This is a genomic window from Acidimicrobiales bacterium, assembly GCA_035547835.1.
In the GTDB taxonomy this organism is placed as follows: domain Bacteria; phylum Actinomycetota; class Acidimicrobiia; order Acidimicrobiales; family Iamiaceae; genus DASZTW01.
Window position 1 is genome coordinate 227,396 of the sequence record DASZTW010000001.1, and the last position, 22,675, is coordinate 250,070.

21 protein-coding genes are annotated in these 22,675 nt (G+C 71.6%); 3 read left to right on the forward strand and 18 right to left on the reverse strand.

Annotated features, from left to right (window positions below; all coding sequences use genetic code 11):
* Positions 1 to 124 precede the first annotated feature (124 nt).
* A complete protein-coding gene (locus VHA73_00975; protein HVX16579.1) occupies positions 125 to 2,092 on the forward strand; it encodes an ATP-binding protein in 1,968 nt (655 codons plus the stop codon).
* A gap of 16 nt (positions 2,093 to 2,108) precedes the next feature.
* Here the strand turns inward: VHA73_00975 and VHA73_00980 are convergent, their stop codons facing one another.
* The 13 genes from VHA73_00980 to VHA73_01040 all read right to left on the reverse strand — a co-directional run bounded on the left by VHA73_00980 (position 2,109) and on the right by VHA73_01040 (position 13,957).
* Positions 2,109 to 3,251: a glucosaminidase domain-containing protein gene (locus VHA73_00980; GenBank protein HVX16580.1), complete on the reverse strand. Its 1,143-nt coding sequence runs from the start codon at positions 3,249 to 3,251 to the stop codon at positions 2,109 to 2,111.
* 286 nt (positions 3,252 to 3,537) lie between these two features.
* Positions 3,538 to 5,193 (reverse strand): chaperonin GroEL, encoded by a 1,656-nt coding sequence (gene groL / locus VHA73_00985; GenBank protein ID HVX16581.1) that lies wholly within the window; start codon positions 5,191 to 5,193, stop codon positions 3,538 to 3,540.
* Between the two features lie 13 nt (positions 5,194 to 5,206).
* Positions 5,207 to 5,500, reverse strand: a complete 294-nt coding sequence (gene groES / locus VHA73_00990; GenBank protein ID HVX16582.1) for a co-chaperone GroES — start codon at positions 5,498 to 5,500, stop codon at positions 5,207 to 5,209.
* 189 nt (positions 5,501 to 5,689) lie between these two features.
* Entirely contained in the window at positions 5,690 to 5,902 is a 213-nt protein-coding gene (locus VHA73_00995) for a hypothetical protein (GenBank protein ID HVX16583.1), read from the reverse strand.
* 133 nt (positions 5,903 to 6,035) lie between these two features.
* The gene (gene tsaD / locus VHA73_01000) at positions 6,036 to 7,034 is read right to left on the reverse strand and encodes a tRNA (adenosine(37)-N6)-threonylcarbamoyltransferase complex transferase subunit TsaD (protein ID HVX16584.1); all 999 of its coding nucleotides are present in this window, start codon (positions 7,032 to 7,034) and stop codon (positions 6,036 to 6,038) included.
* On the reverse strand, positions 7,034 to 7,609 hold the full coding sequence (gene rimI, locus VHA73_01005; GenBank protein HVX16585.1) for a ribosomal protein S18-alanine N-acetyltransferase: 576 nt from the start codon (positions 7,607 to 7,609) through the stop codon (positions 7,034 to 7,036). The genes tsaD and rimI overlap by 1 nt, the downstream gene beginning before the upstream one ends.
* Complete coding sequence (tsaB, locus tag VHA73_01010; GenBank protein HVX16586.1) at positions 7,606 to 8,349, reverse strand: tRNA (adenosine(37)-N6)-threonylcarbamoyltransferase complex dimerization subunit type 1 TsaB; 744 nt, start codon at positions 8,347 to 8,349, stop codon at positions 7,606 to 7,608. The genes rimI and tsaB overlap by 4 nt, the downstream gene beginning before the upstream one ends.
* Entirely contained in the window at positions 8,343 to 8,864 is a 522-nt protein-coding gene (gene tsaE / locus VHA73_01015) for a tRNA (adenosine(37)-N6)-threonylcarbamoyltransferase complex ATPase subunit type 1 TsaE (GenBank protein ID HVX16587.1), read from the reverse strand. The genes tsaB and tsaE overlap by 7 nt, the downstream gene beginning before the upstream one ends.
* Positions 8,861 to 9,427, reverse strand: coding sequence for a uracil-DNA glycosylase (locus VHA73_01020; protein ID HVX16588.1), 567 nt, complete (start codon positions 9,425 to 9,427; stop codon positions 8,861 to 8,863). The genes tsaE and VHA73_01020 overlap by 4 nt, the downstream gene beginning before the upstream one ends.
* Positions 9,428 to 9,467: 40 nt before the next feature.
* Complete coding sequence (locus VHA73_01025; protein HVX16589.1) at positions 9,468 to 10,340, reverse strand: P1 family peptidase; 873 nt, start codon at positions 10,338 to 10,340, stop codon at positions 9,468 to 9,470.
* A gap of 8 nt (positions 10,341 to 10,348) precedes the next feature.
* Positions 10,349 to 11,404: an alpha/beta hydrolase gene (locus tag VHA73_01030; GenBank protein HVX16590.1), complete on the reverse strand. Its 1,056-nt coding sequence runs from the start codon at positions 11,402 to 11,404 to the stop codon at positions 10,349 to 10,351.
* 10 nt (positions 11,405 to 11,414) lie between these two features.
* Positions 11,415 to 12,539 carry an alanine racemase gene (alr, locus tag VHA73_01035; protein HVX16591.1) on the reverse strand — a complete coding sequence of 375 codons (1,125 nt, stop codon included), beginning with the start codon at positions 12,537 to 12,539 and terminating at the stop codon, positions 11,415 to 11,417.
* Positions 12,536 to 13,957: an NAD(P)H-hydrate dehydratase gene (locus VHA73_01040; protein ID HVX16592.1), complete on the reverse strand. Its 1,422-nt coding sequence runs from the start codon at positions 13,955 to 13,957 to the stop codon at positions 12,536 to 12,538. Before VHA73_01040 ends, alr begins: the two co-directional genes overlap by 4 nt.
* 31 nt (positions 13,958 to 13,988) lie before the next feature.
* On the opposite strand from VHA73_01040, the gene VHA73_01045 reads away from it, so the two are divergent.
* Positions 13,989 to 14,888: an alpha/beta hydrolase gene (locus VHA73_01045; protein HVX16593.1), complete on the forward strand. Its 900-nt coding sequence runs from the start codon at positions 13,989 to 13,991 to the stop codon at positions 14,886 to 14,888.
* Positions 14,889 to 14,934: 46 nt separating this feature from the next.
* Here the strand turns inward: VHA73_01045 and VHA73_01050 are convergent, their stop codons facing one another.
* The 5 genes from VHA73_01050 to rplM are packed head-to-tail and all read right to left on the reverse strand — an operon-like array spanning position 14,935 to position 21,209.
* Positions 14,935 to 15,300 (reverse strand): holo-ACP synthase, encoded by a 366-nt coding sequence (locus tag VHA73_01050; protein HVX16594.1) that lies wholly within the window; start codon positions 15,298 to 15,300, stop codon positions 14,935 to 14,937.
* 37 nt (positions 15,301 to 15,337) lie between these two features.
* Positions 15,338 to 18,817, reverse strand: a complete 3,480-nt coding sequence (locus tag VHA73_01055) for an SIS domain-containing protein (GenBank protein ID HVX16595.1) — start codon at positions 18,815 to 18,817, stop codon at positions 15,338 to 15,340.
* Between the two features lie 24 nt (positions 18,818 to 18,841).
* Positions 18,842 to 20,317, reverse strand: coding sequence for a phosphoglucosamine mutase (locus VHA73_01060; protein HVX16596.1), 1,476 nt, complete (start codon positions 20,315 to 20,317; stop codon positions 18,842 to 18,844).
* Positions 20,318 to 20,354: 37 nt separating this feature from the next.
* Positions 20,355 to 20,747, reverse strand: coding sequence for a 30S ribosomal protein S9 (gene rpsI / locus VHA73_01065; protein HVX16597.1), 393 nt, complete (start codon positions 20,745 to 20,747; stop codon positions 20,355 to 20,357).
* A gap of 9 nt (positions 20,748 to 20,756) precedes the next feature.
* Positions 20,757 to 21,209, reverse strand: coding sequence for a 50S ribosomal protein L13 (rplM, locus tag VHA73_01070; protein HVX16598.1), 453 nt, complete (start codon positions 21,207 to 21,209; stop codon positions 20,757 to 20,759).
* Between the two features lie 186 nt (positions 21,210 to 21,395).
* Here rplM and ilvA point away from each other — a divergent pair, with 186 nt between their 5' ends.
* Complete coding sequence (ilvA, locus tag VHA73_01075; GenBank protein ID HVX16599.1) at positions 21,396 to 22,631, forward strand: threonine ammonia-lyase; 1,236 nt, start codon at positions 21,396 to 21,398, stop codon at positions 22,629 to 22,631.
* The last annotated feature ends 44 nt before the right edge of the window (positions 22,632 to 22,675 follow it).

Sequence of the window (22,675 nt, forward strand, 5' to 3'; positions counted from 1 at the left end):
GAGGCACCACCACCCCCCACACGCTCACTTCTCAATGAGGCACCTCGCGCACGCGCGGACGGTGATCGGGCGGCCCATCGAGGGCGGGGCGACAGCGACCGACCACCAGCGCGATGATCGGGCGGTGAGCCGTCGGGCTGATGGGCAGCGGGCGCCTCGGGCCACCAAGAGCCGAGACGACGTCGAGAGGGCAACGCCGTCGTGGACGGACCTCCCCGACGCGCTCCTCCAACATGCGGCGACTTCCTCGGGCGGGGCCGTCGACGCGCTCGCTGGGCTTCGGATCCTCGACGACGAGGCGGCGCGTCTGGTGCAGGAGCTGGCCGTTCCGCCGCTCGAGCCGGCCGACGACTACTCGGAGGCGGTCGAAGCGGCGCGCCGCTCGTTCGCCGAGTGCCTCGACGGGCCCGGGCAGTTCGCCGAGATCGTCCGGCGTGCCGATCTCGACCCGATCGAGGCCGAGGTGTTCGCGCTGGTGTGCGCGATCGAGCTCGACCGGCGCCGCCAGCGGCTCGTCGCCTACGTGCAAGACGACGTCACCAAGATCCGTCCCACCCTCCAACTGGTCGCCGCAGTGGGTGGGGCGCCAGCGGTGCAGGCCCTGGCGGAGGACCGGGCGCTGCGTCGAGCCGCGCTGATCGTCGTCGGCGGCGACGCGCCGTGGTCGTCGCTCGAAGTGCGGGTGCCGCCGGCGGTCACGTGGGCGTTGGTCGGCGATGTCTCCCTCGACCCCGCGCTCGGCCCTGACGCGCACGTCCTCGCGGTGCCATCCGACCACCCGGACCGCTCCCCGGTACCGCTCGCGGTGATCGCCGGCGCCGACCGCACCCGCCGCCTCCAGACCGGGGTGCTGGTGTCGGAGTCTGACCTCGTGCTCGTCCTCGACGCGCCGGCCGACGCGGCCGGGTGGGAAGCCGCCGTCCGGTTCGCGACGCTCCACGGCCTCGGCCTCATCGTCGAGGTGGGCGACGAGCTGATGCCCGTCGGTCGACACTCGATCGAACGGGCCACCCACTTGTCGTGGTGCATCGCATCGCGCGTCGAGCTGCCGGTCGAGTCGCTGCCGGACCGGCCGTGGCAGGAGCCGGCCGTGGGCCCGGCGCTCGCGACCAGCGAGGAAGTCGACGCGGTGAGCGGCGGAGGCCTGGGCAGCGGCCATCGGCTCACTGCGGACCAGCTCCGCCAGCTCGATCGGCTCGGCGCGGTGGTCGACGGCGACCTCCCTGCTGCGATCCGACGGCTGAGCGCCGGTCCGCTCGAACAGCTCGCGCGCCGGGTGCGGCCCACCCGTGAGCGCCACGACCTCGTGCTCACGCCGGATCAGGACGCGCAGCTCGATGAGCTCCTGTCGCGCTTTCGCGGCCGCGACATCGTGCACGGGCAATGGGGGCTACCAGCGGTGCCGTCGGCGGGTGTCGTCGCGCTGTTCTCGGGCCCGTCCGGGACCGGCAAGACCACGGCTGCCGAGATCGTGGCGGGCACGCTCGGCCTCGACCTGTTCGTGGTCAACTTGGCGAGCGTCGTCAGCAAGTACATCGGCGAGACAGAAAAGAACCTCGAGCGGATCTTCGAGGCGGCCGCAGCCGGCGACCACGTGCTGCTGTTCGACGAAGCCGACGCGCTCTTCGGGCGACGCACCGAGGTGAGCGACGCGCACGACCGCTATGCGAACGTCGAGGTCGCCTACCTGCTCCAGCGGCTCGAGACGTTCGAGGGGCTGCTCGTGCTGACGACGAACTTGCAGCGCAACGTCGACGCGGCGTTCCTGCGCCGGATCCACGTGGCCATCGACTTCCCGTTGCCGCCACCGGAGATGCGGGCCAAGATCTGGCAACGCTGGCTCGAGGTCGGCGCGCCCATCGGCGATGACGTCGACACCGAGTTCCTCGCCAAGCGGTTCGAGCTCGCGGGCGGCGCCATCTCCAACGTCGTGATGGCGGCAGCGTTCGTGACCGCGGAGTCCGGCGGCACGATCACCATGGCCACGTTGATCCGCGCGCTGCGGCGCGAGTTCCAAAAGCAAGGCCGGCTGTGCACCGAGGCCGACTTCGGCCCCTACTTCGGACTGGTGTCCGGCAAGACGTCTCGCTGACGATCGGGCGTCGACCTCAGCCCGACCGACGGCTCGCCGCCAGCCACGCCAGCATCTGGCGGTAGACGGTGGCGATCTTGGCCCCGTACGTGGGGTCGGTGGCCCAACTGCCCGCCAAGTCACCCCACATCGGGCAGCAGCCGGCTCGCCCGCGGAGGCCGGGCGCGACCAACGGGTGGGCGAACGACGGGTCCCTGACCGCGAACCGCTTCAACAGCTGGATCTGCGCCCGCACGCCAGCCTGCGGCGACGCGAACCCGATGCCCGCCCCGCACGAGTCACAGTGGCCGATCCCGCCGTAGTTGTTGTGGTTGACGGCGTCGGGGCTGGAGAACGCGCCGGTCTCGATGATCGCCTGCGCGAACGCCACGTCGCCGCGGACGCCCTCGTCGGCGCCTTCGCTGACGAACCAGTTGGCCAAGTCGCTGATCGAGACGGGCACCCTCGGTCGCCAGCCGCGGCTGGCGTACCAGGCCGCGAGGTCGTTGCCCGAGAGCACGCTGGCGCTCATGATCGGCAGGGAACCCGCGTCACCCGCGGCCGTGGAGCTCGACGCCGACGCCACGCCGAGGCTGCCTTCCGCGGTCGCGACCTGCTGTTGCGCGACCGCCAACGACTGCTGCGCGGCGCGCACGTCGGCGGCGGCGCGTCGTTGGGCGTCGAGGTCGGCGTCGAGCGTGTGCTGCGCCGCGTCGAGGGTCTCGCGCGCGTCGACCACGCGCGCGCGTTGACGGTCGAGCACCGAGCCCGACAGAGCCTGGGCCCGCCCGTTCCTCGAGAAGTCGCCCGTCACCACGGACTCGAGGGTGGTGTAGCCGGGGTTCACGTAAGCGGCGACCGCGAGGGTGGCCAAGGCGTGACGTGCGTCGGCGAGCCGCTGCTGCGCCGCGCCGACCTCCGCCCGGTCGGCGGCCACCGCACGAGCCGTGGTGTCGCGCACGACTTGCCGGTCTTGGACGACGTTGGTCACCACTGGCACCTGCTCGCGGGCACGCAGCACGGCGAGCTGGCTGAGGAGCTGGTCGATCGGGCTCGCGGCGCCAGGGCCCGTGGGGGCCGTGCCAGGCTCGGGGTCGGGAACAGGCGGGACGATGTCGGCGTGCGCCGCGCGGCCCGGCGCCACGGCGGCGACGGCGAGCGCGACGAGCGCCGCGCACACGGCCGCGACGAGACGGCGACCCCGGCGGCCTCGACGGCCTCTTCCTCGCGCAAGCCCTGCTGATCCCACCGTTCGTGCACGCCGACCGCCCGCCCGGGTGGCCGCCCATGCTTCCCTCCCCACTGCATGGTCCGGACCCGTCGAGGATACCGATCTCACCACACTCGGTAGTGGTCATCGACCGATCCGTGGCGGGCCGAAAACGAACGAAGCCCCACCGAACTGCGCAGCGCGAGACCGGTGGGGCTGGTTCGAGTGGGCCGATGGCCGGCCCGCTACGGGTGGGTCACATCATCCCGCCCATGCCGCCCATGCCGCCCATGCCCGCCGCAGCGGCGGCCGCGGCCGCAGCCGGGTCGGCCTTCTCGGGCTTGTCGGCGACGATGGCCTCGGTGGTCAGCAGCATCGCGGCGATCGACGACGCGTTCTGCAGCGCCGCACGGGTCACCTTCGCGGGGTCGAGGACGCCGGCCTTCAGCAGGTCCTCGAACTCGCCGCTGGCAGCGTTGAAGCCCTTGTTGCCCTTCTCGGCTTCGACCTTCTGCACGATGACCGCGCCTTCGAGACCGGCGTTGTCGGCGATGAGGCGAGCCGGCGCTTCGAGGGCCAGGTGCACCGAGCGGGCGCCGGTGGCCTCGTCGCCCGAGAGGGCGTCAATGGCCTTGGCGACCGCGGCGCGGGCGCGCAGCAGGGCGGTGCCACCACCGGCGACGACGCCTTCCTCGATGGCGGCGCGGGTGGCCGACAGCGCGTCCTCGATGCGGTGCTTCTTCTCTTTGAGCTCCACCTCGGTGGCCGCGCCGACCTTGACGACCGCGACACCGCCGGCCAGCTTGGCGAGCCGCTCCTGGAGCTTCTCGCGGTCCCAGTCGGAGTCGGTGTCTTCGATCTCGCGCTTGATCTGCGCGATCCGGCCCTTCACCTCGTCGCCCGAGCCGAGGCCCTCGACGATGGTGGTGGTGTCCTTGTTGATGACCACCTTGCGGGCCCGACCGAGCAGGTCGAGCGTGACGTTCTCGAGCTTGAGGCCGACGGTCTCGCTGATGACCTGACCGCCCGTGAGGGTGGCCATGTCGCCGAGCATCGCCTTGCGGCGCTCACCGAAGCCGGGGGCCTTCACGGCCGCCGAGGCGAACGTGCCGCGGATCTTGTTGACGACGAGGGTGGCCAGGGCTTCGCCCTCGACGTCCTCGGCGATGACCAGCAACGGCTTGCCGGACTGCATGACCTTCTCGAGCACCGGCAGCAGGTCCTGAACCGAGGAGATCTTGCCTTCGTTGAACAAGATGTAGGGGTCTTCGAGCACGGCTTCTTGGCGCTCGCCGTCGCTGACGAAGTACGGCGACAGGTAGCCCTTGTCGAACTGCATGCCTTCGGTGAAGTCGAGCTCGAGGCCGAACGTGTTCGACTCCTCGACGGTGACCACGCCGTCTTTGCCGACCTTGTCGATCGCGTCGGCGAGGACCTCGCCGATGGCGGAGTCGTTGTTGGCGGAGATGGTCGCGACCTGCGCGATCTCCTCCCGGCCGTCGATGTCCTTGGCGGCCTTGCGGATCTGGTCGACCGCGGCACCGACTGCCGCCTCGATGCCCCGCTTCAGCGCCATGGGGTTCGCGCCCGCAGCCACGTTGCGCAGGCCCTCACGAACCAGCGCCTGTGCGAGCACGGTGGCGGTGGTGGTGCCGTCGCCTGCGACGTCGTTGGTCTTGGTGGCGACTTCCTTGACGAGTTGGGCCCCCATGTTCTCGTAGGGGTCCTCGAGCTCGACCTCTCGGGCGATCGAGACGCCGTCGTTGGTGACGGTGGGAGCGCCGAACTTCTTGTCGATCACCACGTTGCGACCCTTGGGGCCGAGGGTGACCTTCACGGTGTCGGCCAGCTTGTTCACGCCGGCCTCGAGGCCGCGCCGGGCGTCCTCGTCGAACTTCAACATCTTTGCCATTGCTGTCAGATCCTCACTTCGCCACGATGGCGAGGACGTCGCGGGCGTTGAGGATCAGCAGGTCCTCGCCGCCTTCGGTGATCTCGGTGCCGCCGTACTTGCTGTAGACGACGACATCGCCCACCTTCACGTCGACGGGGATCAACTCGCCGGTCTGCTCCGAACGACGACCGGGGCCGACAGCCAGGACTTCGCCCTGCTGGGGCTTCTCCTTGGCGGTGTCCGGAATCACGAGGCCGCTCGCGGTGGTCTCCTCGGCCTCACTCGGCCGAACGACGATACGGTCCTCCAGCGGCTGAAGGGTCATTGCGCCTCCCATGGCGGTTGTTTCTGGCGTCTGCCGGAGCGAGGAGGCGGGCGACCTCGCCGCGCGCATCCTTAGCACTCTCGACTTGCGAGTGCTAACCCTAGGCCCCGGCCCGCGGCCAGGCAACCCGCGACCCGCAACAATCAGCCAGATCTCACGCCGTGGGACCGGATGAGCCGCCCGCGGCGTTCAGCGCTTGCGCCGGCGGATGTCCTCACCGGGATCGCGCTCGAGCCACTCGCGATCTGCCTCGGTGAAAGAGGCGTTGCGGTTGACGTCGATCTCGACGTCGCTCTCGGGCAGGTCCTCGAACCAGGCCCGCTCGTGGTCGTGCGAGCGACGCTTGGCGGTCGGCTCGTCGCCCCGGAACGGATCCTTGCTCTTGCGACGGAACACGCCCATCGGGAGATCTTGTCAGATGGTCGGATCGAGCCGCGCAACCCAAGCCCGACCCGACCCGAGCCAAGCCTGAACCGGGTGGGGAGCTGGTCGTCAGGGCGACCCGATCCCCACCCACTCCGCGGCAACGCGCAAGCTACGTGGGCAGGCGCAAGTTGGGGTCGGCACCGACGTCGAGCGGGCTCGGGCCGTCGGCTTCGAGGCGCCACCACCCCGCCGCCGCGACCATGGCGGCGTTGTCCGTGCACATCGCCCGGCTCGGGATCAGGGCCGGCACGCCCAAGTCGTGACCCGCCGCGGCGAAGCGTTCGCGCAACCGCGAGTTGGCCGCCACCCCGCCACCGATGCACATCCCGCTGGCGCCGACCTGTTGAACCGCTCGGGTGGTCTTGGCGACCAGCACGTCGACCACGGCTTCTTGGAAGCTGGCGGCCACGTCGGCGGTGGCGACCCCCGGGTTGCGTCGCACGTGGTTGACGACGGCCGTCTTCAGGCCAGAGAACGAGAAGTCGAAACCCTCGTGGAGGACGGCACGCGGAAAGTCGATGGCTTCGGGGTCACCCTCCGTGGCGATCTTGTCGATCGCCGGCCCACCCGGATAGCCGAGCCCGAGATAGCGGGCGACTTTGTCGTACGCCTCGCCCGCTGCGTCATCGAGCGTCTGGCCCAGCAGCTCATAACGGCCGTGACCGTGCATGGCCACCAACATCGTGTGGCCACCCGACACGAGCAGCACCACCAGCGGCAGCTCGATGTCGGGCTGATCGAGGAACGCCGCGTACAAGTGCGCTTCGAGGTGGTTGACCGCCACGAACGGCACGCCCCACACCAGCGAAAGCGCCTTCGCCGCGCTGACCCCGACCAGCAGCGCGCCGACCAGCCCGGGGCCGTGGGTGGCGGCGACCGCGTCGAGCTGCGTCCCGTCGAGCCCCGCCTCGACCATCGCCTGGGCGACGACCGGGGTGAGCAGCTCGACGTGTGCGCGGCTGGCGATCTCGGGCACCACACCGCCGTAGACCGCGTGAAGGTCGACCTGGCTCGACACCACCGACGACCGCACCTGCTCGCCGCGCTCGACCACCGCGGCGGCTGTCTCGTCGCACGACGTCTCGATGCCGAGCACCACACCGCCCATCAGACCTCGACCTCCGGGTTCGATCCGGCCACGGCCGGGACGACGGTCGTGCGTCCGGGGATGGCGGCCCGCACGGCGTCGAGCCGCTCTGCGTAGGCGGGCGACCCGAGCTCGTGGGCCCACATCACCAGGGCGTCCTCATTGGTCTCGGGGTAGTAGTTCTTGCGGACGCCGGCCGGGGCGAACCCGAAGCGGCGGTACAGGTCGCGGGCGCCGGTGTTGCTCACCCGCACTTCGAGGGTCATCTGGTCGATGCCGCGCTCGATCGCGGCCTCGACCAGCAGCAGCACCAGCCGGGTCGCGATCGCGTGGCGCCGCCACTGCTCGTCGACCGCAACGGTCGTGACGTGGGCCTCGCCCGCGATGTACAGCGCACCGGCGTAGCCCACCACCGCGTCAGCGACCGTGGCCACGGCGTAGACCCGCGAACCTGTGAGGGCGAGCTCACCTTTGAACAGACCCTCCGACCATGGACGCGGATACGCCTGCGCTTCGATCCGCAGCACCTCGGGCAAGTGGTCGTGCTGCATCGGTGTGAGCACCACCACGAGGTTCGAACGTGCCGAAGTGCTCACAGCTCGCTCCGGGGGGACGGACCCGGGACGCGCGGCGCACCGGGGGCGGCGGCACGGGTCGACCAGTTGATCTCGGCGTCGGGCTTGCGGAGGTAGACCGGCTCGAGGTCCGACGGCGCCACCCACTCCTCGCGCAGCGCACGAGCGTGGGCGAGCTGCACGAGCGAGATGGCCGACGGGTGCGCGAGGCCCTGCTCGGCGAACTCGACGCGGGGGACGTCGGCCAACTCGTCGCGGTAGCGCAGGGCGCCGTCGCCCACGAGGAAGTGCTCCTCGCCGGTGGCCCACAGCTCCGACACCAAGTCCTGCGGCGTCCCGACGACGGGCTCCGACAGCCGCTGCACACCACCGGGGACGGCCACGTAGAACGCGTAGAACAGCTCGCCGCGCCGGGCGTCGATCACCGCCACGATGCGGCGAGGGGTCAAACGGGCAGGGAAGGCCAGCAAGTCGAGGCTCGACACGCCGATCATGGGAACCCGCAGGGCGAAAGCGATCGCCTTGGCCGACGCGATCCCGACTCGGAGGCCGGTGAAGAGCCCCGGCCCGACGTCGACGGCGACGGCCCCGATCTCGGCCAGGGGCACCCTTGCCTGTCGGCTGACGAACTCGATGGCCGGCGTCAAGGTCTCTGCATGGCGCCGACCCCGCGACGAGTGCGACGACGCCAACACGCCTTCGTGTCCGCCGATCGCGCAGCCGACCTGGGCCGTTGCGGTGTCGATCCCGAGGATCAGCATCCGGCGCGGCCCGCCCAGCGAGCGAGGGCATCGGCAAGGCCACGGCGGCGGGCGGTCCACCGATTGCCGACGGTGGTCAGGGTCATGCAGCGGTCGTCGTCGCCGTCACCGAAGGAGATCTGCACTTCGAGGTAGTCGGCCGGCAGGACCGGGGCGATGGCGTCGCCCCATTCGATGACCATCACGCCGCCGTCGTCGATCAGCTCCGAAAGGCCGAGGTCGGTGGCCTCGCGCAGGTGCTCGAGCCGGTACACGTCGAGGTGATGGAGCACGAGGCGGCCACCGGTGTACTCACGGGCGATCGTGAACGTGGGGCTCACGATGCGGTCGACGATGCCGAGCGCCGCCCCGAAGCCCTGCGTGAACGCCGTCTTGCCCGCACCCAGCTCACCGGCGAGGAGCACGACGTCGCCGGGCACGACCAGCTCGGCGACGGCACCGGCGACCGCTCGTGTTTCGTCAGGAGTCGAGGTCCCCAAGACCAGCGTGGACCCGCCCGGTGGCGCCGCGTTCACGAGCTGCTCCCAGCGAGCAGCACCTTGGCTCGCACCAGGTCGGCCCGCATCTGCGCCAGGGCCGGGCCACCACCCCGCAGCACCGCCGCGGGATGGAAGGTGGGCACGACCACGCCGTGGCGGTACGGGTAGCTGGCGCCGCGCAGCGACGTGATGCCTTGTCTGGTGTCGAGCAGGAGCTTGGTCGCGAAGTTGCCCAGCGTGACGATCACTTTGGGGTCGATGAGGTCGATCTGGCGCTCGAGGTAGGGGCGGCAGGCATCGATCTCGTCGGGTTTGGGGTCACGGTTGTCGGGTGGGCGGCACTTGACCACGTTGGCGATGTAGCAGGTGTCGCGGGTGAGCCCGGTCTCCTCGAGAAGCAGCCGGTCGAGCAGCTGCCCGGAACGGCCGACGAACGGCAGGCCTTGTCTGTCCTCCTCGGCGCCGGGCCCTTCGCCGACGAACATCAGGTCGGCCGAGGGGTCGCCCATGCCGAACACGACCTGGGTGCGGCCGCCTGCCAGGGCGCAGCGGGTGCAGCCACTGGCCTCGACGGCCAACGCTTCGAGGGCGGAGGGCACAGCCCGATGGTACCGCCCGCCGGACGCTTGTTGACCTGGGTCAGCCGAGGTGCCGGACGGCGTCTTCGACTGCCGCAGCGGCCAACACCCGAACGGTGTCGACGTCGGTTTCGACCTCCCCGGTGGCCGCCGCGACGAGCCCGTCGCCGTCGACGCGGGTGTGCGCCGGCACCAAGCTGCGCGACAGGCCACCGTGCCCGCCTTGCGCCACGATCAGGCAGCCGGTCTTGTCGAGCGCAGCGTTGGTGACCACCACACCGATGGTCGTGTTGGCGAACGTGCCCTCGGTGCCGAGCGTCGAGCCGTCACCCGCCGACTCGAGCCGGTCAGCGGCCGACGACAGCGCGGAGCCGTCGCGGTCGACGTCGCCGAACGCGTTGACGGCGAGGAGGGCCGACACGATCAGCGCGCCCGAGCGACGGGTGGCGCCCGACAGGCCACCTGGCTTCACACCAGCGGGCCCGCGCCACTTGCCGACGGTGACGCCGGTACCGGCGCCGACCGGGCCGAGAGTGAGCGGTCCGCCGGTGGCGGACTCGCACGCCGCGAAGCCCTCGTCGGGGCCGGGGCGGACGGACGGGTCGCCTACGGCCAAGTCGAACAACGCCAGTGTCGGCACGATCGGCACCGGACCAGCTGCGGTGGGCACGCCGATGCCCCGTTCCTCGCACCACCGCATGACACCGTCGGCGGCCGCCAACCCGAACGCGGACCCGCCGGTGAGCAACACCGCGTCACATCGCTGGACCGTGCGATGCGGCTCGAGCAAGGAGAGCTCTCGGCTGGCCGGGGCGCCACCCCGCACGTCGACGCTCGCCACCGTCCCGGCCGGTAGCAGCACCACGGTACAACCGGTCCGTGCCTCGGCGTCGGTCCAATGACCGACCCGGACCCCGGCGACGTCGGTGACCATGGGCTGGATCAGCGCGCGCCGGATTGGCCGTTGGTTGCCGAGTTCGCCACCGAATCGACCAGGGGTCGCGGCGGCGCGGCGCCGATCCGGGCGACGAACGCGTCGAGCAGCTCGGCCACTTCGAAGGGCCGTTCCTGCATGAGCTGGTGACCTGCACCCGGGAGGACCTCGAGGCGTGCGTCGGGCAGGAACGTGGCGATCCGCCGGGCGGCCCACACCGGCGTCAGCAGGTCACGCGACCCGACCAGCACGAGCGACGGTGTCGCCGTGGCGGCCAGCGCGTCGCGAGCATCGTGGTCGAGCAAGTCGACACCGGAGGGCAGCGACGTCGACTGCGGAACTTCAGCCAGGAACCGGCGGACCTGGTCGACGGCCTTGGCCGGCGGGTCGGCGCCGAACGCCAGCCGCGTCATGAACCACGACATGTCGTCGTCGCCGATCTGGCGCTGGGGCACCGGTTTACCGGCCTCGACCCGTCCCACGAGCCGCCGGCCCATCGCCTTGCCGACCGGTTGCACCAGCGGCGGCAGGATCTGGAACGCCGCAGTGTCCATGAACACCAGCCCCGCGACCCGTTCGGCGAGCACGTCGGGATGATCGCCCGCGAACTCCATCAGGATCATTCCGCCCATCGAGTGGCCGACCACGACGGCCTCGCGCAGGTCGAAGTGCGCAAGGACCTCGGCCACGTCGCGTGCCGCCACCTCCCGGCCGACCCCGTCGGAACCGACGGTCGAACGGCCGTGGCCGCGCACGTCGACAGCGATCACTCGGAAGCGGTCGGAGAGCTGGTGGAGCTGGGGCGACCAGACCGACGCTTGCAACGTGATGCCGTGGATGAGCAGCAGGGGGCGGCCCTCCCCGCGTTCGATCGCGTGGATCACCGCAGCGTCTCGGGTCGGGATCTGGTGGTGCACGACATCGGCAGGCAGGTCGTACAAGGGATCGAGCTCGGGATTCGTCCGCGCCCGGAGCTTCGTCACCGACCGGTGGGTCAACACCGCGGCCCCAACCGCGGCGGCGGCTGCGGCCGCCCCGATGCCGATGAGCTGGCTGCGCTTCATGTCCGTACTCCTATCCGTAGCGTCGCGGCACCCGGGAGCTGATGCCGCACACGACCTCGTAGGAGATCGTGTCCAGCGCGGTGGCCCAGTCGTCCGCGCCGATCGTTGTCGAGCCCTGCGTGCCGATCAACACCACCTCGTCACCCACGTTGACCGGGTGGTCGCCGCAGTCGACGGTGATCTGGTCCATGGTCACCGTGCCGGCGATCGGGTGGGCCACGCCACCGATGAGGACCTCGCCACCGCGGGCCGACAGCAGGCGGGGCACGCCATCGGCGTAGCCGATCGGCACGGTGGCCACCGTGGCGTCACGTGCAGGTGCGTACCGCAGACCATAAGAGATGCCCTCCCCCGCGGCCACGCGCTTGGTGAAGGCCACCTCGGACCGGAGGCGCAAGGCGGGGCGCAGGTCGGCGACACCGGGCCGGCCGGCCAGCGCCGCGGCAGGCGCGAGGCCGTACAAGCTGATGCCGCAGCGCACCAGGTCGTAGCGACTCCCGGGGTGGCAGAACGTGCCCGCCGAGTTGGCGGCATGGCGGATGCGAGGCCGGATGCCGGCACGGTCGAGCGCCGCCAGCGCCGCGTCGAACCGTGCGAGCTGCGTGGCGGTGAAGTCGCGATCGGGCTCGTCGGCGACGGCCAAGTGGGTGAACACGCCTTCGAGGCCGAGCTCCGGCGCCGACTCGACGGCCGCTGCGAGGCCGCCGAGATCGCCAGGAGCCGCACCGACTCGCCGCATGCCGGTGTCGACCTTCAAGTGGACCGGCAACGGTTCGGCGCGACGACTGCCACGGACCGCCGCGACTGCGGCGGCCACTCCGCCGCGTGTGTACAACGTGGGACGCAACGAGTACGCGACAGCTGCGTCGAGCGCGCCGTGCGGTGGCTCGCTCAGCAACAGGATCCGCTCGTCGATCCCCGCGTCGCGCAGCTCGACCCCTTCCTCGATGGTGGCCACCCCCAACATGGCGGCCCCTGCGCCGAGGGCGGCTCTCGCGACCTCGACCGCGCCATGGCCGTAGCCGCCCGCTTTGACGACGGCACACACCGAGCCGTGCCCCGACGCGGCGCGCAGCACGCCCATGTTGTGGGCGATCGCGCCAAGGTCGACTTCGGCGCGCGTCGGGCGCGTCACCGGTTCCCCACCATCCCAACGCGACCGACGGGTGCGACGGGCTCGGTCAACTCGGCCAGCTCCGCCAGCACCGCGGGAACGAGGTCGGGAAGGTCGGACGCCACCAGGCCCTCGCTCGGCCCGTGCCGGGCCGCGCGACCGTGCAACCACGCTCCTGCTGCGGCGGCCTCGAACCCCGGTAGGCCTCGAGCGAGCAGGGCGCCGATCACACCCGACAGCACGTCGCCGGTGCCGGCAGTGGCCAGCCGGGCGTCGCCGGCGCACACGACCAGTGCCTGCCCATCCGGGTGCGCCACGACCGTGGTCGAGCCCTTGAGGAGCACGACGGCGCCGGTCGCGGCGGCCAACCCGCGGGCCGCACCGATCCGATCCTCACTCGGCGCGTCGCCGGCCAATCGAGCGAACTCACCGTCGTGCGGGGTCAGCACCACCGCGCCCGCCTCCGGGTTGCGTCGGGCGATCGTGTCGGCCGCGGCCGCCCCGAGCGCGGTGAGGCCGTCGCCGTCGACGAGCGTGGAGACCGTCGCGCCGGCCACGAGCGCGCGCACGTCGGTGGTGACGTCGTCGCCGACACCGAGGCCAGGCCCGACCACCAGGGCGCGGAAGCGGTCGATTTGCGCGATCACGTCGCTCGACCAACCAGTGGCGGCAATGTCGTGGCCCACCGCCTCGATGGGGCGACGTCCGTCGTCGGCGAGCCCCGGCGACGAGAGTCGCACGTAACCCGCACCCGCCCGCATCGCCGCGCGGGCAGCCAGGTGCGCGGCGCCGGTCATCCCTGCCGACCCGGCGACGACCCACACGGCGCTCTTCCACTTGTGGCTCTCGCGGGGCCGCGCCGGCAACCATGCGGCGACGTCGGACGGTTCCAGCAGGTGGGCGGTGGCGCTCGAGGTGTCGAGCCCGATGTCGACCACTTCGACGTCGCCGGCCAGCTCGGGGCCGGCACCCCACAACAACCCGGGCTTCCACGCCGCGAACGAAACCGTCTCGTCGGCCGCCATCGGTGACCCCGATGCCGCGCCAGTCAGGCCCGACACGCCCGACGGGATGTCGACGGCCAGCACCGGAGGCCGCGGACCGGTCAGCGCTGGCGCTTCGTACGAGCCGCGAAAGCCGGTGCCGTACGCGGCGTCGATCACCAGATCACACGGAGGAAGCGTGGGTGGTGGATCTGCGGCGTCGACCTCGACGGTGCGGACCCCTGCCTCCCGCAGCCGCGCCGCTGCGGCGCGGCCGTCGGCGCCGTTGTTGCCTTTGCCGGCCACGACGACGACACGCCGGCCGTACGTGCCTCCCAACATGCGCCGCGCGGTCCGTGCCACCGCGGCGCCGGCGCGGTCGATGAGGACGTCGACGGGTTCGGGAGCGGCCGCGTCGATCACACCCATCTCGGCCGGCGTGACGACGGGCTGCATCCCCCGATGTTGGCAGATAGCGTCGCCCGCCATGCCTGCCGCGGCGCCTCCGACTCTCGTTCCGCTCCCCGACGGGCGGCGGCTCGCGGTCGACGACGTGGGGACACCCGACGGGAAACCCGTGGTGTTCCTGCACGGAAGCCCCAGTTGCCGGCTCGGTCGGCCGCCGCTCGACGCCGAAGTGGCCGGCGCGGGGGTGCGGCTGGTAGCCCCGGACCGTCCCGGCCTGGGCGCCTCCGACGCTGATCCGCACGCCACCGCGGCCACGTTCGCCCGCGACTTGGCGGCCGCGCTCGCGCACTTGGGTGTGGAGCGCTTCGACGTTGTCGCGTGGTCCGCCGGCGCGCTCGCGGCGCTCGCGGTCGCGGCCGACGTCGAGCTGGGTCCACGAGTCGGGCGCGTCACCCTCGCTGCGGGGCTGGTTCCCGCTGAGGCCTTCGACGACCCGGCGTTGCGTCGACGGGTCACCGACAGCCGTGGCGGCATGCTCGACACGGTCGACGAGCTCGGTGCGGACGAAACCGCTGCCCTGGTCGCACCGATGATGGTGCCGTATCCCTGCTCGCTCGACGACGCCCGCACCCACCTCGAGACGATCCGTGACCACGCCGAGGCCGCCGAGATCGCCGCCGTCCCGGGTGGGACCGACCAGAGCACGGCTTCGCTCGTCGAAGCGGTCCGCCAAGGGCTGGACGGCATCGAGCGCGAGCTGGTGGTCCAGCTCAGCCCCCTCGGCGTCGACCTCGGCCTGGTCGCGGCGCCGGTGCGGCTGGTGTACGGCTCCGCCGACCTCGTCTGCCCCCCGGCGTTCGGCGAATGGTTCCTTGGCCACTTGCCACACGCCCGGCTCGAAGTGCTGGCCGGCGCGAGCCACGGCCTGCCGTACCCCCACTGGCTCGAACTGCTGACGAGCTCGCCGATCCCGGGCTAGCACGCGGCACCACGGCAACGCCGCGGCTCCCGACCCGCGCCCGCCGTCAGAGCGCGACGGCGATGGCCTCCGCGAGCGACGCCGTGTGCGTCAACGTCAAGCGCCACTCGCGCACGCCTCGTTCGGCCGCCAGGGTGGCGGCCTTGCCCGACAAGCGGACCGACGGGTCGCCGGAGCGGGCCTTCACGACCTCCACGTCGTGGAAGCCGAACGCCCCGAGCCCCACCCCAAGGGCCTTCATGACCGCCTCCTTGGCGGCGAACCGGGCGGCGTAGCGCTCGGTCGGGTCCCGGCGCCGTTCGCAGTACGCCCGCTCGTCGTCGGTGAACAACCGGCGTGCCACCCCGGGAGTGCGGGCGAGGGTGGTTCGCATCCGCTCGACCTCGACCAGGTCGACGCCGATGCCGATCACCGACGGCCCCCGCGAAGACCGCCGTCCACCGGGAGGGTCAACCCTCAGTCCACCGCTTCGCCAGCACCAGGACCGGCTGGGTCAACAGCTCGACGACGGGCTGGTCGGCGAGCAGATCGTCGCGGAAGACCGGCTCGGACTCGGTGACGGCGTCGCGGAGGGCGCCGTAGCGGCTGCGGTAGCCCTCCATCACGCCACGGATCACCGGCTCGGCGAGCCGGTCGTGGAACTGCACTTGCAGCAGCGTGAGCCCCGTGCACTGGTTGCCCTTGACCTCGGGCACCAACACGAGGTGGCGCTGGTCGGATCCGACCGCCGCAGTGACCTCTCGCTCGGTGACCGCCCGCCGTTTGGTGCCGCGCAGCAGGGGGTTGCCGGCGGTGCGCGACGGGATGTCGCGCGACACGCCGCCGCGGTCGACCACCTCGATCGTGGGGGTGGCCTGGTCGGTCTCGTCGATCGCATAGCGGGTGAAACCCCGCACCTCGGCCACCGCAGGATCGAGCGCGGCCAACGCACGCAATGCCTTGTAGCTGAGCCGATCGCGACCCGCGCCCGCGTCGAGCACCGCGGCGACCAGCGGGACTTGCAGCAGCCCTTCGTCCGAACGCGAGATGCCGACCGTGACGGTCTTCGCCTGGTGTTTGATGGCGTCGATGGGGCGGGTGAGCTCGTCGATTGCGTCGGTGAGGGCGGCGGTGAGGTCTTCGAGCACCAGGCTCGGCGTGCCCTGCTTGCCGAACTCGAGCTGGTAGCTCTCCAGCGGGGAGAGACCGCCGGCGTAGCGGAGCAGCGACGCGAGCCGCACGGCAGTCGACGCTTCGAGGTGCCCGTTGTACGTGCCGGTGCGCAGCCCGTCGGCGAAGCGCTGGTGGGCGGGGGCCAGCTGCGGGCGCAGCAAGTCGAGCAGCTGGTCGGCAGCGAGGTGATCGATGACCGCCTGCTCGATGGCCGCCCGCGCTTCTCGCAGCGGTCGGGCTGACGCATCGATCGCCAGCGCGGCCTCATAGCCGAACAGGTGACCCACCATGGTGGCCAGCACGAAGCCCAACCGCGGGTGGGTGGCCGGCACGGTGAGCACCGCGTGTGCGCCGTTGAAGCGATCCTCGCCCTCGGTGGCCACCACCACAGGCGTTGCCTTGTGCGCTCGGTAGATCGCCACTTCTTTGGCGACGTCATCAGCGGTCGACCCCTGCAGACCGGCCGCGCACACGAAGATCAACGGCTCGGACGACAAGTCGATGTGCTTTTTGTCCTCGGTGGTGTCACAGGCAATCGCCTTGTAGCACAGCTCCGACAGCTTGATGCGGATCTCGCGTGCGGCGATGCGGTCGGGGCCCGACCCGACGATCGCCCAGTACCGCTTCGGCGGGGCGAACCGTCGGGCCGCCTCGGCAATGGCCGGACGGGTGGCGAGCACCTGTTCCAGCGCGTCGGGAAGCGCCCGCAGCGCGGTGAGCACGTCGGCTTGGTCGGCGAGCGCGCGGCGCCGCGCGGCGGCGTCGCCTCGCGCGTCACCTTCGAGGATCACCTGCGCGATGGCACCAGCGAGCAGGAAGCCGGCGGCGACTTGGCTGTAGAACGCCTTGGTCGACGCCACGCTCATCTCGACGTCGCGGCCGTCGGACGTGTACAGCACGCCGTCGGACTTGTCGGTCAGGTCACTGTCGCGGCGGTTGACGATCGACACCACCGCCGCGCCGCGGGCCCGCGCGAGGTCGACGGTGCGGTTCGTGTCGGTGGTCGTGCCGCTCTGGCTCACGGCGATGACCAGCGTGTCGGACATGTCGAGTCGGAGCCGGAAGCCCGACAACTCCGTGGCGAGCGTGGCCTCCACGCGGACGTCGGTCCCGGACAGCACGTCGCCCAACGCGAGCGCGACCGCTTCGGCAGCGATGGCCGCGGTGCCCTGACCCACCGCGACGACACGGTCGATCCGGCCGCTGCGCAGCGCCGCCTCCACCGACTCGGGCAGCGTGGTGGGACCCGCCGACACGCGCAGGCCGTCGGGCCCGTCGAGCAACTTGCCGCGCAACGTCTTGCGGAACGACGCAGGTGCCTCGGTGATCTCCTTGAGCAGGAAGTGGCGAGCGCTGCCGCGGTCGACGTCGCGGGTGGTGATCTCGGCCCGGACGAGGTCGGCGTCGGTGACCGGCAACGGGGTCCCGTCGTAGGACCAGCGGCCGATGCCCTCCAACGTGCCCGCCTGGTCGCGGTCGAGCGCCACGATCTGGCCGCGGCTCGCGGCCGGCGCGTCGGGATTCGACGGGGTCTCGCCGTCGAGACGCAGGTACGTGTCGGCCAACTCCACCACCCCGTACGGTTCGCTGGCCACGATGTACAGGTCGTCGGACAGTCCCACGTAGAGCGCCTGGCCGCTGCCGCGCAGTGCCAGCAGCACTCGACCCGGGTCGGCGGCCGTCGCCGCTGCGATGGCGACCGAACCTTCGAAGGTCTGGACCGCGTGGCGGAACGCCTCGATCGGCGCCTCGCCTTTCGCCAGGCCTCGCGACACCACCGTCGGGATCACTTTGGCGTCGGTGGTGATGTCCGAGGCGATCTCGAGCCGCTCAGCCGCCTTGAGGTCGGCGAAGTTGTCGATGTCGCCGTTGAGGGCGGCGACCACGTAAGGCCCGTCCGCCACGCCGATCTCCTCGGAGTTCAGGGGGTGCGCGTTGGGCTCGGAGATGATGCCGACGCTCGCCCAGCGCGTGTGGGCGAGCACCCGGACGTTCGCGCCGTCACCGCTCATGGCCAGGCGGAGGAGCCGGTCGGCAGCGATCGTCGACCGCATGGCAGCCGTGTTGTCGCCCAGCTCGCCGATCTCGGCGGCGGCCTTGTACACGAAGCTCAGCCCGCCGCCGTCGACCACGTGCACCGACCCGTTCCGGAACAACGGATCCGACGGTCGCTGGCGTAGGAGCGGGGCGACGGTGGACGACTCGAGGTCGAGGCCGTGACCGGTGACGAACACCTCGATGCCGGCGGAATCCCGCCCCCGCACCTCGAGCCGGTCGATCCCGGCCAACGTCTGCTGGATCGCGGTGTAGCCCTCCACCGCGCGGAGAGAGGCGCCCACTCCGGCGAGCTCGGCGACAGCCGCAGCGGTGCGGAGCCGGTCGTGTTGCAGGGCCCAGGTGGCGTCCCGAAGGTCGACGAGCGCGGCGTTGACTTCCTCGACACGACCCGCCGGCCAACCCGCGCCCGCCTCGTCGATGGCGACCTCGACCGCCTGGAAGCAGGCGGTGATCTCGGCACATCGCTCCTCGATGGCCTCGGCCAGGCCCGGCTGCTCCAGGAGCGCGCGAACGCCGGGAATGCCGCCCAGCAGGTGGTCGGCAGCGCCTGCGGCAGTGCCGGCCGCGCGGGTCACCCCGAGCAACCCGCCCCCGTCGCCCGGCGCAGCCGCAGCGTCGCGGAGCTGCGACGAAAGTCCGGCCAAGCCGGGAAGCAGCTGGTCTGCGCTCGGAACAGGGCGGTCAGTGCGTCGGTAGACGAGGACGACGATCCCGCACATGGCTTTCGAGGCTACCGGCGCGGCTCAGTCGGCGGTCGCGCCACGGCTGACCTGGCCGACAGCCTCCGCGAGTCGGTCGGCGACGCCCACCGCGGTCTCCCGAGTGGACGCCTCGACCATCACCCGCACGACGGGCTCTGTCCCCGACGCACGCACCACGACGCGCCCCTCACCCGAGAGCTCTTCCTCGGCCTTGGCGACGAAGGGGGCGAGATCGTCGAGCAGGTCGGGGCGACGCTGCGCGACCTTCACGTTCACCAGCACTTGCGGCAGGCGCGTCATGGCCAAGTTGGCGAGGTCGCCGAGCGACTTGCCGGTACGCGCCAGCGCGTCGAGCACTTGGAGGCCGGTCAGCAGCCCATCACCAGTCGTGGCGAGGTCCCGGAAGATGATGTGGCCCGACTGCTCGCCGCCGAGGCTCCACCGGCCGTGCTCGAGCGCTTCGAGCACGTTGCGGTCGCCCACCTGGGTCTCCACGACACGGATGCCCCGGCGCTCCATGCCCAGGCGAAAACCGAGGTTGCTCATGATCGTGACCACCACCGTGTCGTCCGCGAGCTGGCCGCGCTGCTTGTGGTCGATGGCCAGCAGGGCGATGAGCTGGTCACCGTCGATGAGGTGGCCCTCGGCGTCGACCGCGATCACCCGGTCGGCGTCGCCGTCGAACGCCAGACCCAGATGGGCGCGGCGCTGTGGCACGGCGCGCTGGAGGTCGGCGGGGTAGGTGGAGCCGCACGCGTCGTTGATGTTCTGTCCGTTCGGCTGAGCGTGCAGGACGGTGACCTCGCAACCAAGCGTCTGCAACACGCGCGGCGCGGTCACCGAAGCCGCCCCGTTCGCGCAGTCGATCACCACCCGGATCCCGTCGAGCCGTCGTCCTTCGAGCACGACCCGCTCCAAGTGGTCGACGTAGCGGTCGACCACTTCGGGTGCCCCGACGAGGTCGCCCACCTGCGCGCCGACCCGGGGTCCGGCGATCTGTCCTGCCGTGCGGGCACCCACGTGGATCGGTGGCGCGGCGACCGCCGGGTCGACGATCACGACGCGGCCTTCGGTCGACGCGACCGTCTCGGCCGGCGGTGATGCGGCCAGCGGGAGCGCGTCGGTGTCCGCCAAAGAAGCCAACTCGCGTTCGAGCCGGGTCTCCATCTCGTCGCTGAGCTTGCGGCCGCCGGCCGTGAAGAACTTGATGCCGTTGTCGCCGAACGGGTTGTGCGACGCCGAGATCATCGCGGCGGGCGCGGACTGCGATGCCGACGCCCACGCCACGCCAGGGGTCGGGATGACGCCCAAGTCGACGACTTCGATCCCCTCCGACGCCAAGCCAGCCGACAGCGCGGCCTGCAGCATGGGACCCGAAAGCCGAGTGTCGCGGCCCACCAGCCAACGGCGACCGCCGATCACCCGGGCGGCGGCGCGCCCGAGCGCGAGGACCAGTTCGGGCGTGAGCTCGGCGTTGGCCACGCCACGCACGCCATCGGTGCCGAACTTGAGTGTCATGACGGGAGGGTCATGTGCGCCTCGGGAGGCCCGAGGATCAGCGCTTGGAGTACTGCGGTGCCTTGCGGGCCTTCTTCAGGCCGTAGTGCTTCGGCTCCTTGATGCGGGCATCGCGCCGCAGGAAACCCGCCTTCTTCAGCGAGGCGCGCAGCTCGGGGTCGAGCTCGGCGAGCGCACGGGCGATTCCGAGCCGCATCGCACCGGCCTGCCCGGCGACACCGCCACCGTCGAGCGTGGCGTCGATGTCGTACTGACCTTCGGTCTCGGTGAGTCGCAAGGGCTCGGTGAGCAGGTTGCGGTGGGCGGCGGAGGGGAAGTGGGCTTCGAGCGCACGGCCGTTGACCGTGAGGTTCCCCTCGCCGGCCCGCAGGCGGACCCGCGCGACCGCGGCCTTGCGGCGCCCAGTGGTCTGAGTGAGCGGCTTGGACACGTTGGCCTCCTACGCGCGAGCCCGAGCGCGGGCGTCGAGAGCGAGCGGCTGCGGGTCCTGCGCCGCGTGCGGATGGGTGGGCCCGGCGTACACCTTGAGCTTCTTCAGCATCTGGCGGCCGAGGCGGTTCTTGGGGAGCATGCCGCGCACCGTGCGGCGCAGCGCGTCTTCCGGCTTGCGTTCGAGCAGGTGCTCATACGACTCGGCCTTGATGCCGCCGGGGTAGCCGGAGTGCGTGTACACCTGCTTGGCGCCCGCCTTGTTGTTGGTGAGCACCACCTTGTCGGCGTTCACGATGATCACGTGGTCGCCCATGTCCATGTGGGGGGCGTACACCGGCTTGTGCTTGCCACGCAGCACCCGGGCGACCTCGGTCGCGAGCCGGCCCAGCACCACGCCCTCGGCGTCGACGACGTACCACGAGCGCTCGATCTCGCTGGCTTTCGGGGTGTAGGTGGGCACGCGGGTTCCTCGTGTTCGTATGGCGGCTGGTGGGTCGCCCGAGCGACGCACCGCAGGGCCGTGGCGCGGGGCGCGCAGGCCTGCAAAGCAACGGACAACGATACGCAGCCGGTCGAGGGGACGGCAAATGGCCCTGGTGGGGCCCGCCACGGCCACCGGCGATGCGCCTCGCTACGTTGGTCGTCCGTGAGCCCGCCCACCGCACCGCTGCCACGACCGGTCACGTTGGTCGACGTGCACGACGTCGAGGCAGCACGCGCCGCGCTCCGTGGCCACATCCGCGTCACCCCGGTCGAGACGTCGGCCACGCTCTCGGCCCGGGCCGGCCGTCCCGTCCTGCTCAAAGCCGAGTATCGCCAGCGCACCGGCAGCTTCAAGGTCCGGGGGGCGTACCACCACATCGCCGGCCTGCCGGGCTCGGCGGCCGAGCTGGTGGCCGCGTCCGCTGGCAACCACGCGCAAGGCGTGGCGCTGGCCGCCTCCCTGGCCGGCCGCCGCGCCACGATCTTCATGCCGGTCCACGCGGCGCTGCCGAAAGTCGAGGCCACCCGTGCGTACGGGGCGGAGGTCCGGCTGGTCGGCGACGACGTCGAGGGCGCCATGGCCGCCGCTGAAGCCCACGCCAACGCCACGGGCGCCCACCTCGTGCCGCCGTTCGACGACCCGGCGGTGATCGCGGGCCAAGGCACGGTGGGGCTCGAGATCCTGGACCAGGTGCCGGACCTCGCCACGGTCGTGGTGCCGGTCGGCGGCGGGGGACTCCTCGCAGGTGTCGCTGTCGCCGTGAAGGCACGGCGACCCGACGTCCACGTGGTGGGCGTGCAGGCCGCGGGTGCGGCGTCGATGGTGGCCTCCCTCCGAGCCGGCACCCCCACCACAGTGGCCCACGTCCACACGATCGCGGATGGCATCGCGGTGAAGGCGCCGTCCGCGCTCACCCTGGCGCACGCGAGCGCGTTGGCCGACGAGCTCGTGACCGTCACCGACGAGGAGATCGGCCAGGCGCTCATCTTGTTGCTCGAACGCGAGAAGGCGGTGGTGGAGCCAGCGGGCGCCGTCGGCGTGGCGGCGCTCCTGGCCGGCAGGGCGCCCGGCAGCGGGCCGGTCGTCGCGGTGCTCTCGGGTGGCAACGTCGACTCTCTCATGCTGACGAGGCTGATCGAGCACGGCCTGTCGGCGGCGGGCCGTTACGTTCGCCTGCGGATCGTGGTGGCCGACCGGCCCGGCGCGCTGGCCCGCATCACCGAGACCATCGCCGAGCTCGGCCTCAACGTGCTCGACGTCGAACACCACCGCGCCGGCGTGCGCCTGGGGATCGACGAGGTCGAGGTGCTCGTCACGCTCGAGACCCGCGATCCCGAACACCGAGTGGCCGTCGTCGACGAGCTCCGCGCCGCGGGCTTCACGGTCGACTTGATGTAGCTGCCACCGGGCCGACGTCCCACTACCGGAACCCACGACCACGC

Bases quoted from the DNA above. Each gene is read 5' to 3' on its own strand.
- VHA73_01030 (HVX16590.1), bottom strand. From the start codon at position 11,404: ATGAAGCGCAGCCAGCTCATCGGCATCGGGGCGGCCGCAGCCGCCGCC.
- tsaD (HVX16584.1), bottom strand. From the start codon at position 7,034: ATGGGCGGTGTGGTGCTCGGCATCGAGACGTCGTGCGACGAGACAGCC.
- VHA73_01040 (HVX16592.1), bottom strand. From the start codon at position 13,957: ATGCAGCCCGTCGTCACGCCGGCCGAGATGGGTGTGATCGACGCGGCC.
- VHA73_01025 (HVX16589.1), bottom strand. From the start codon at position 10,340: ATGGTCACCGACGTCGCCGGGGTCCGGGTCGGTCATTGGACCGACGCC.
- VHA73_01055 (HVX16595.1), bottom strand. From the start codon at position 18,817: ATGTGCGGGATCGTCGTCCTCGTCTACCGACGCACTGACCGCCCTGTT.
- groL (HVX16581.1), bottom strand. From the start codon at position 5,193: ATGGCAAAGATGTTGAAGTTCGACGAGGACGCCCGGCGCGGCCTCGAG.
- VHA73_00995 (HVX16583.1), bottom strand. From the start codon at position 5,902: ATGGGCGTGTTCCGTCGCAAGAGCAAGGATCCGTTCCGGGGCGACGAG.
- VHA73_01060 (HVX16596.1), bottom strand. From the start codon at position 20,317: ATGACACTCAAGTTCGGCACCGATGGCGTGCGTGGCGTGGCCAACGCC.
- VHA73_01045 (HVX16593.1), top strand. From the start codon at position 13,989: ATGCCTGCCGCGGCGCCTCCGACTCTCGTTCCGCTCCCCGACGGGCGG.
- tsaB (HVX16586.1), bottom strand. From the start codon at position 8,349: ATGCTGATCCTCGGGATCGACACCGCAACGGCCCAGGTCGGCTGCGCG.
- groES (HVX16582.1), bottom strand. From the start codon at position 5,500: ATGACCCTTCAGCCGCTGGAGGACCGTATCGTCGTTCGGCCGAGTGAG.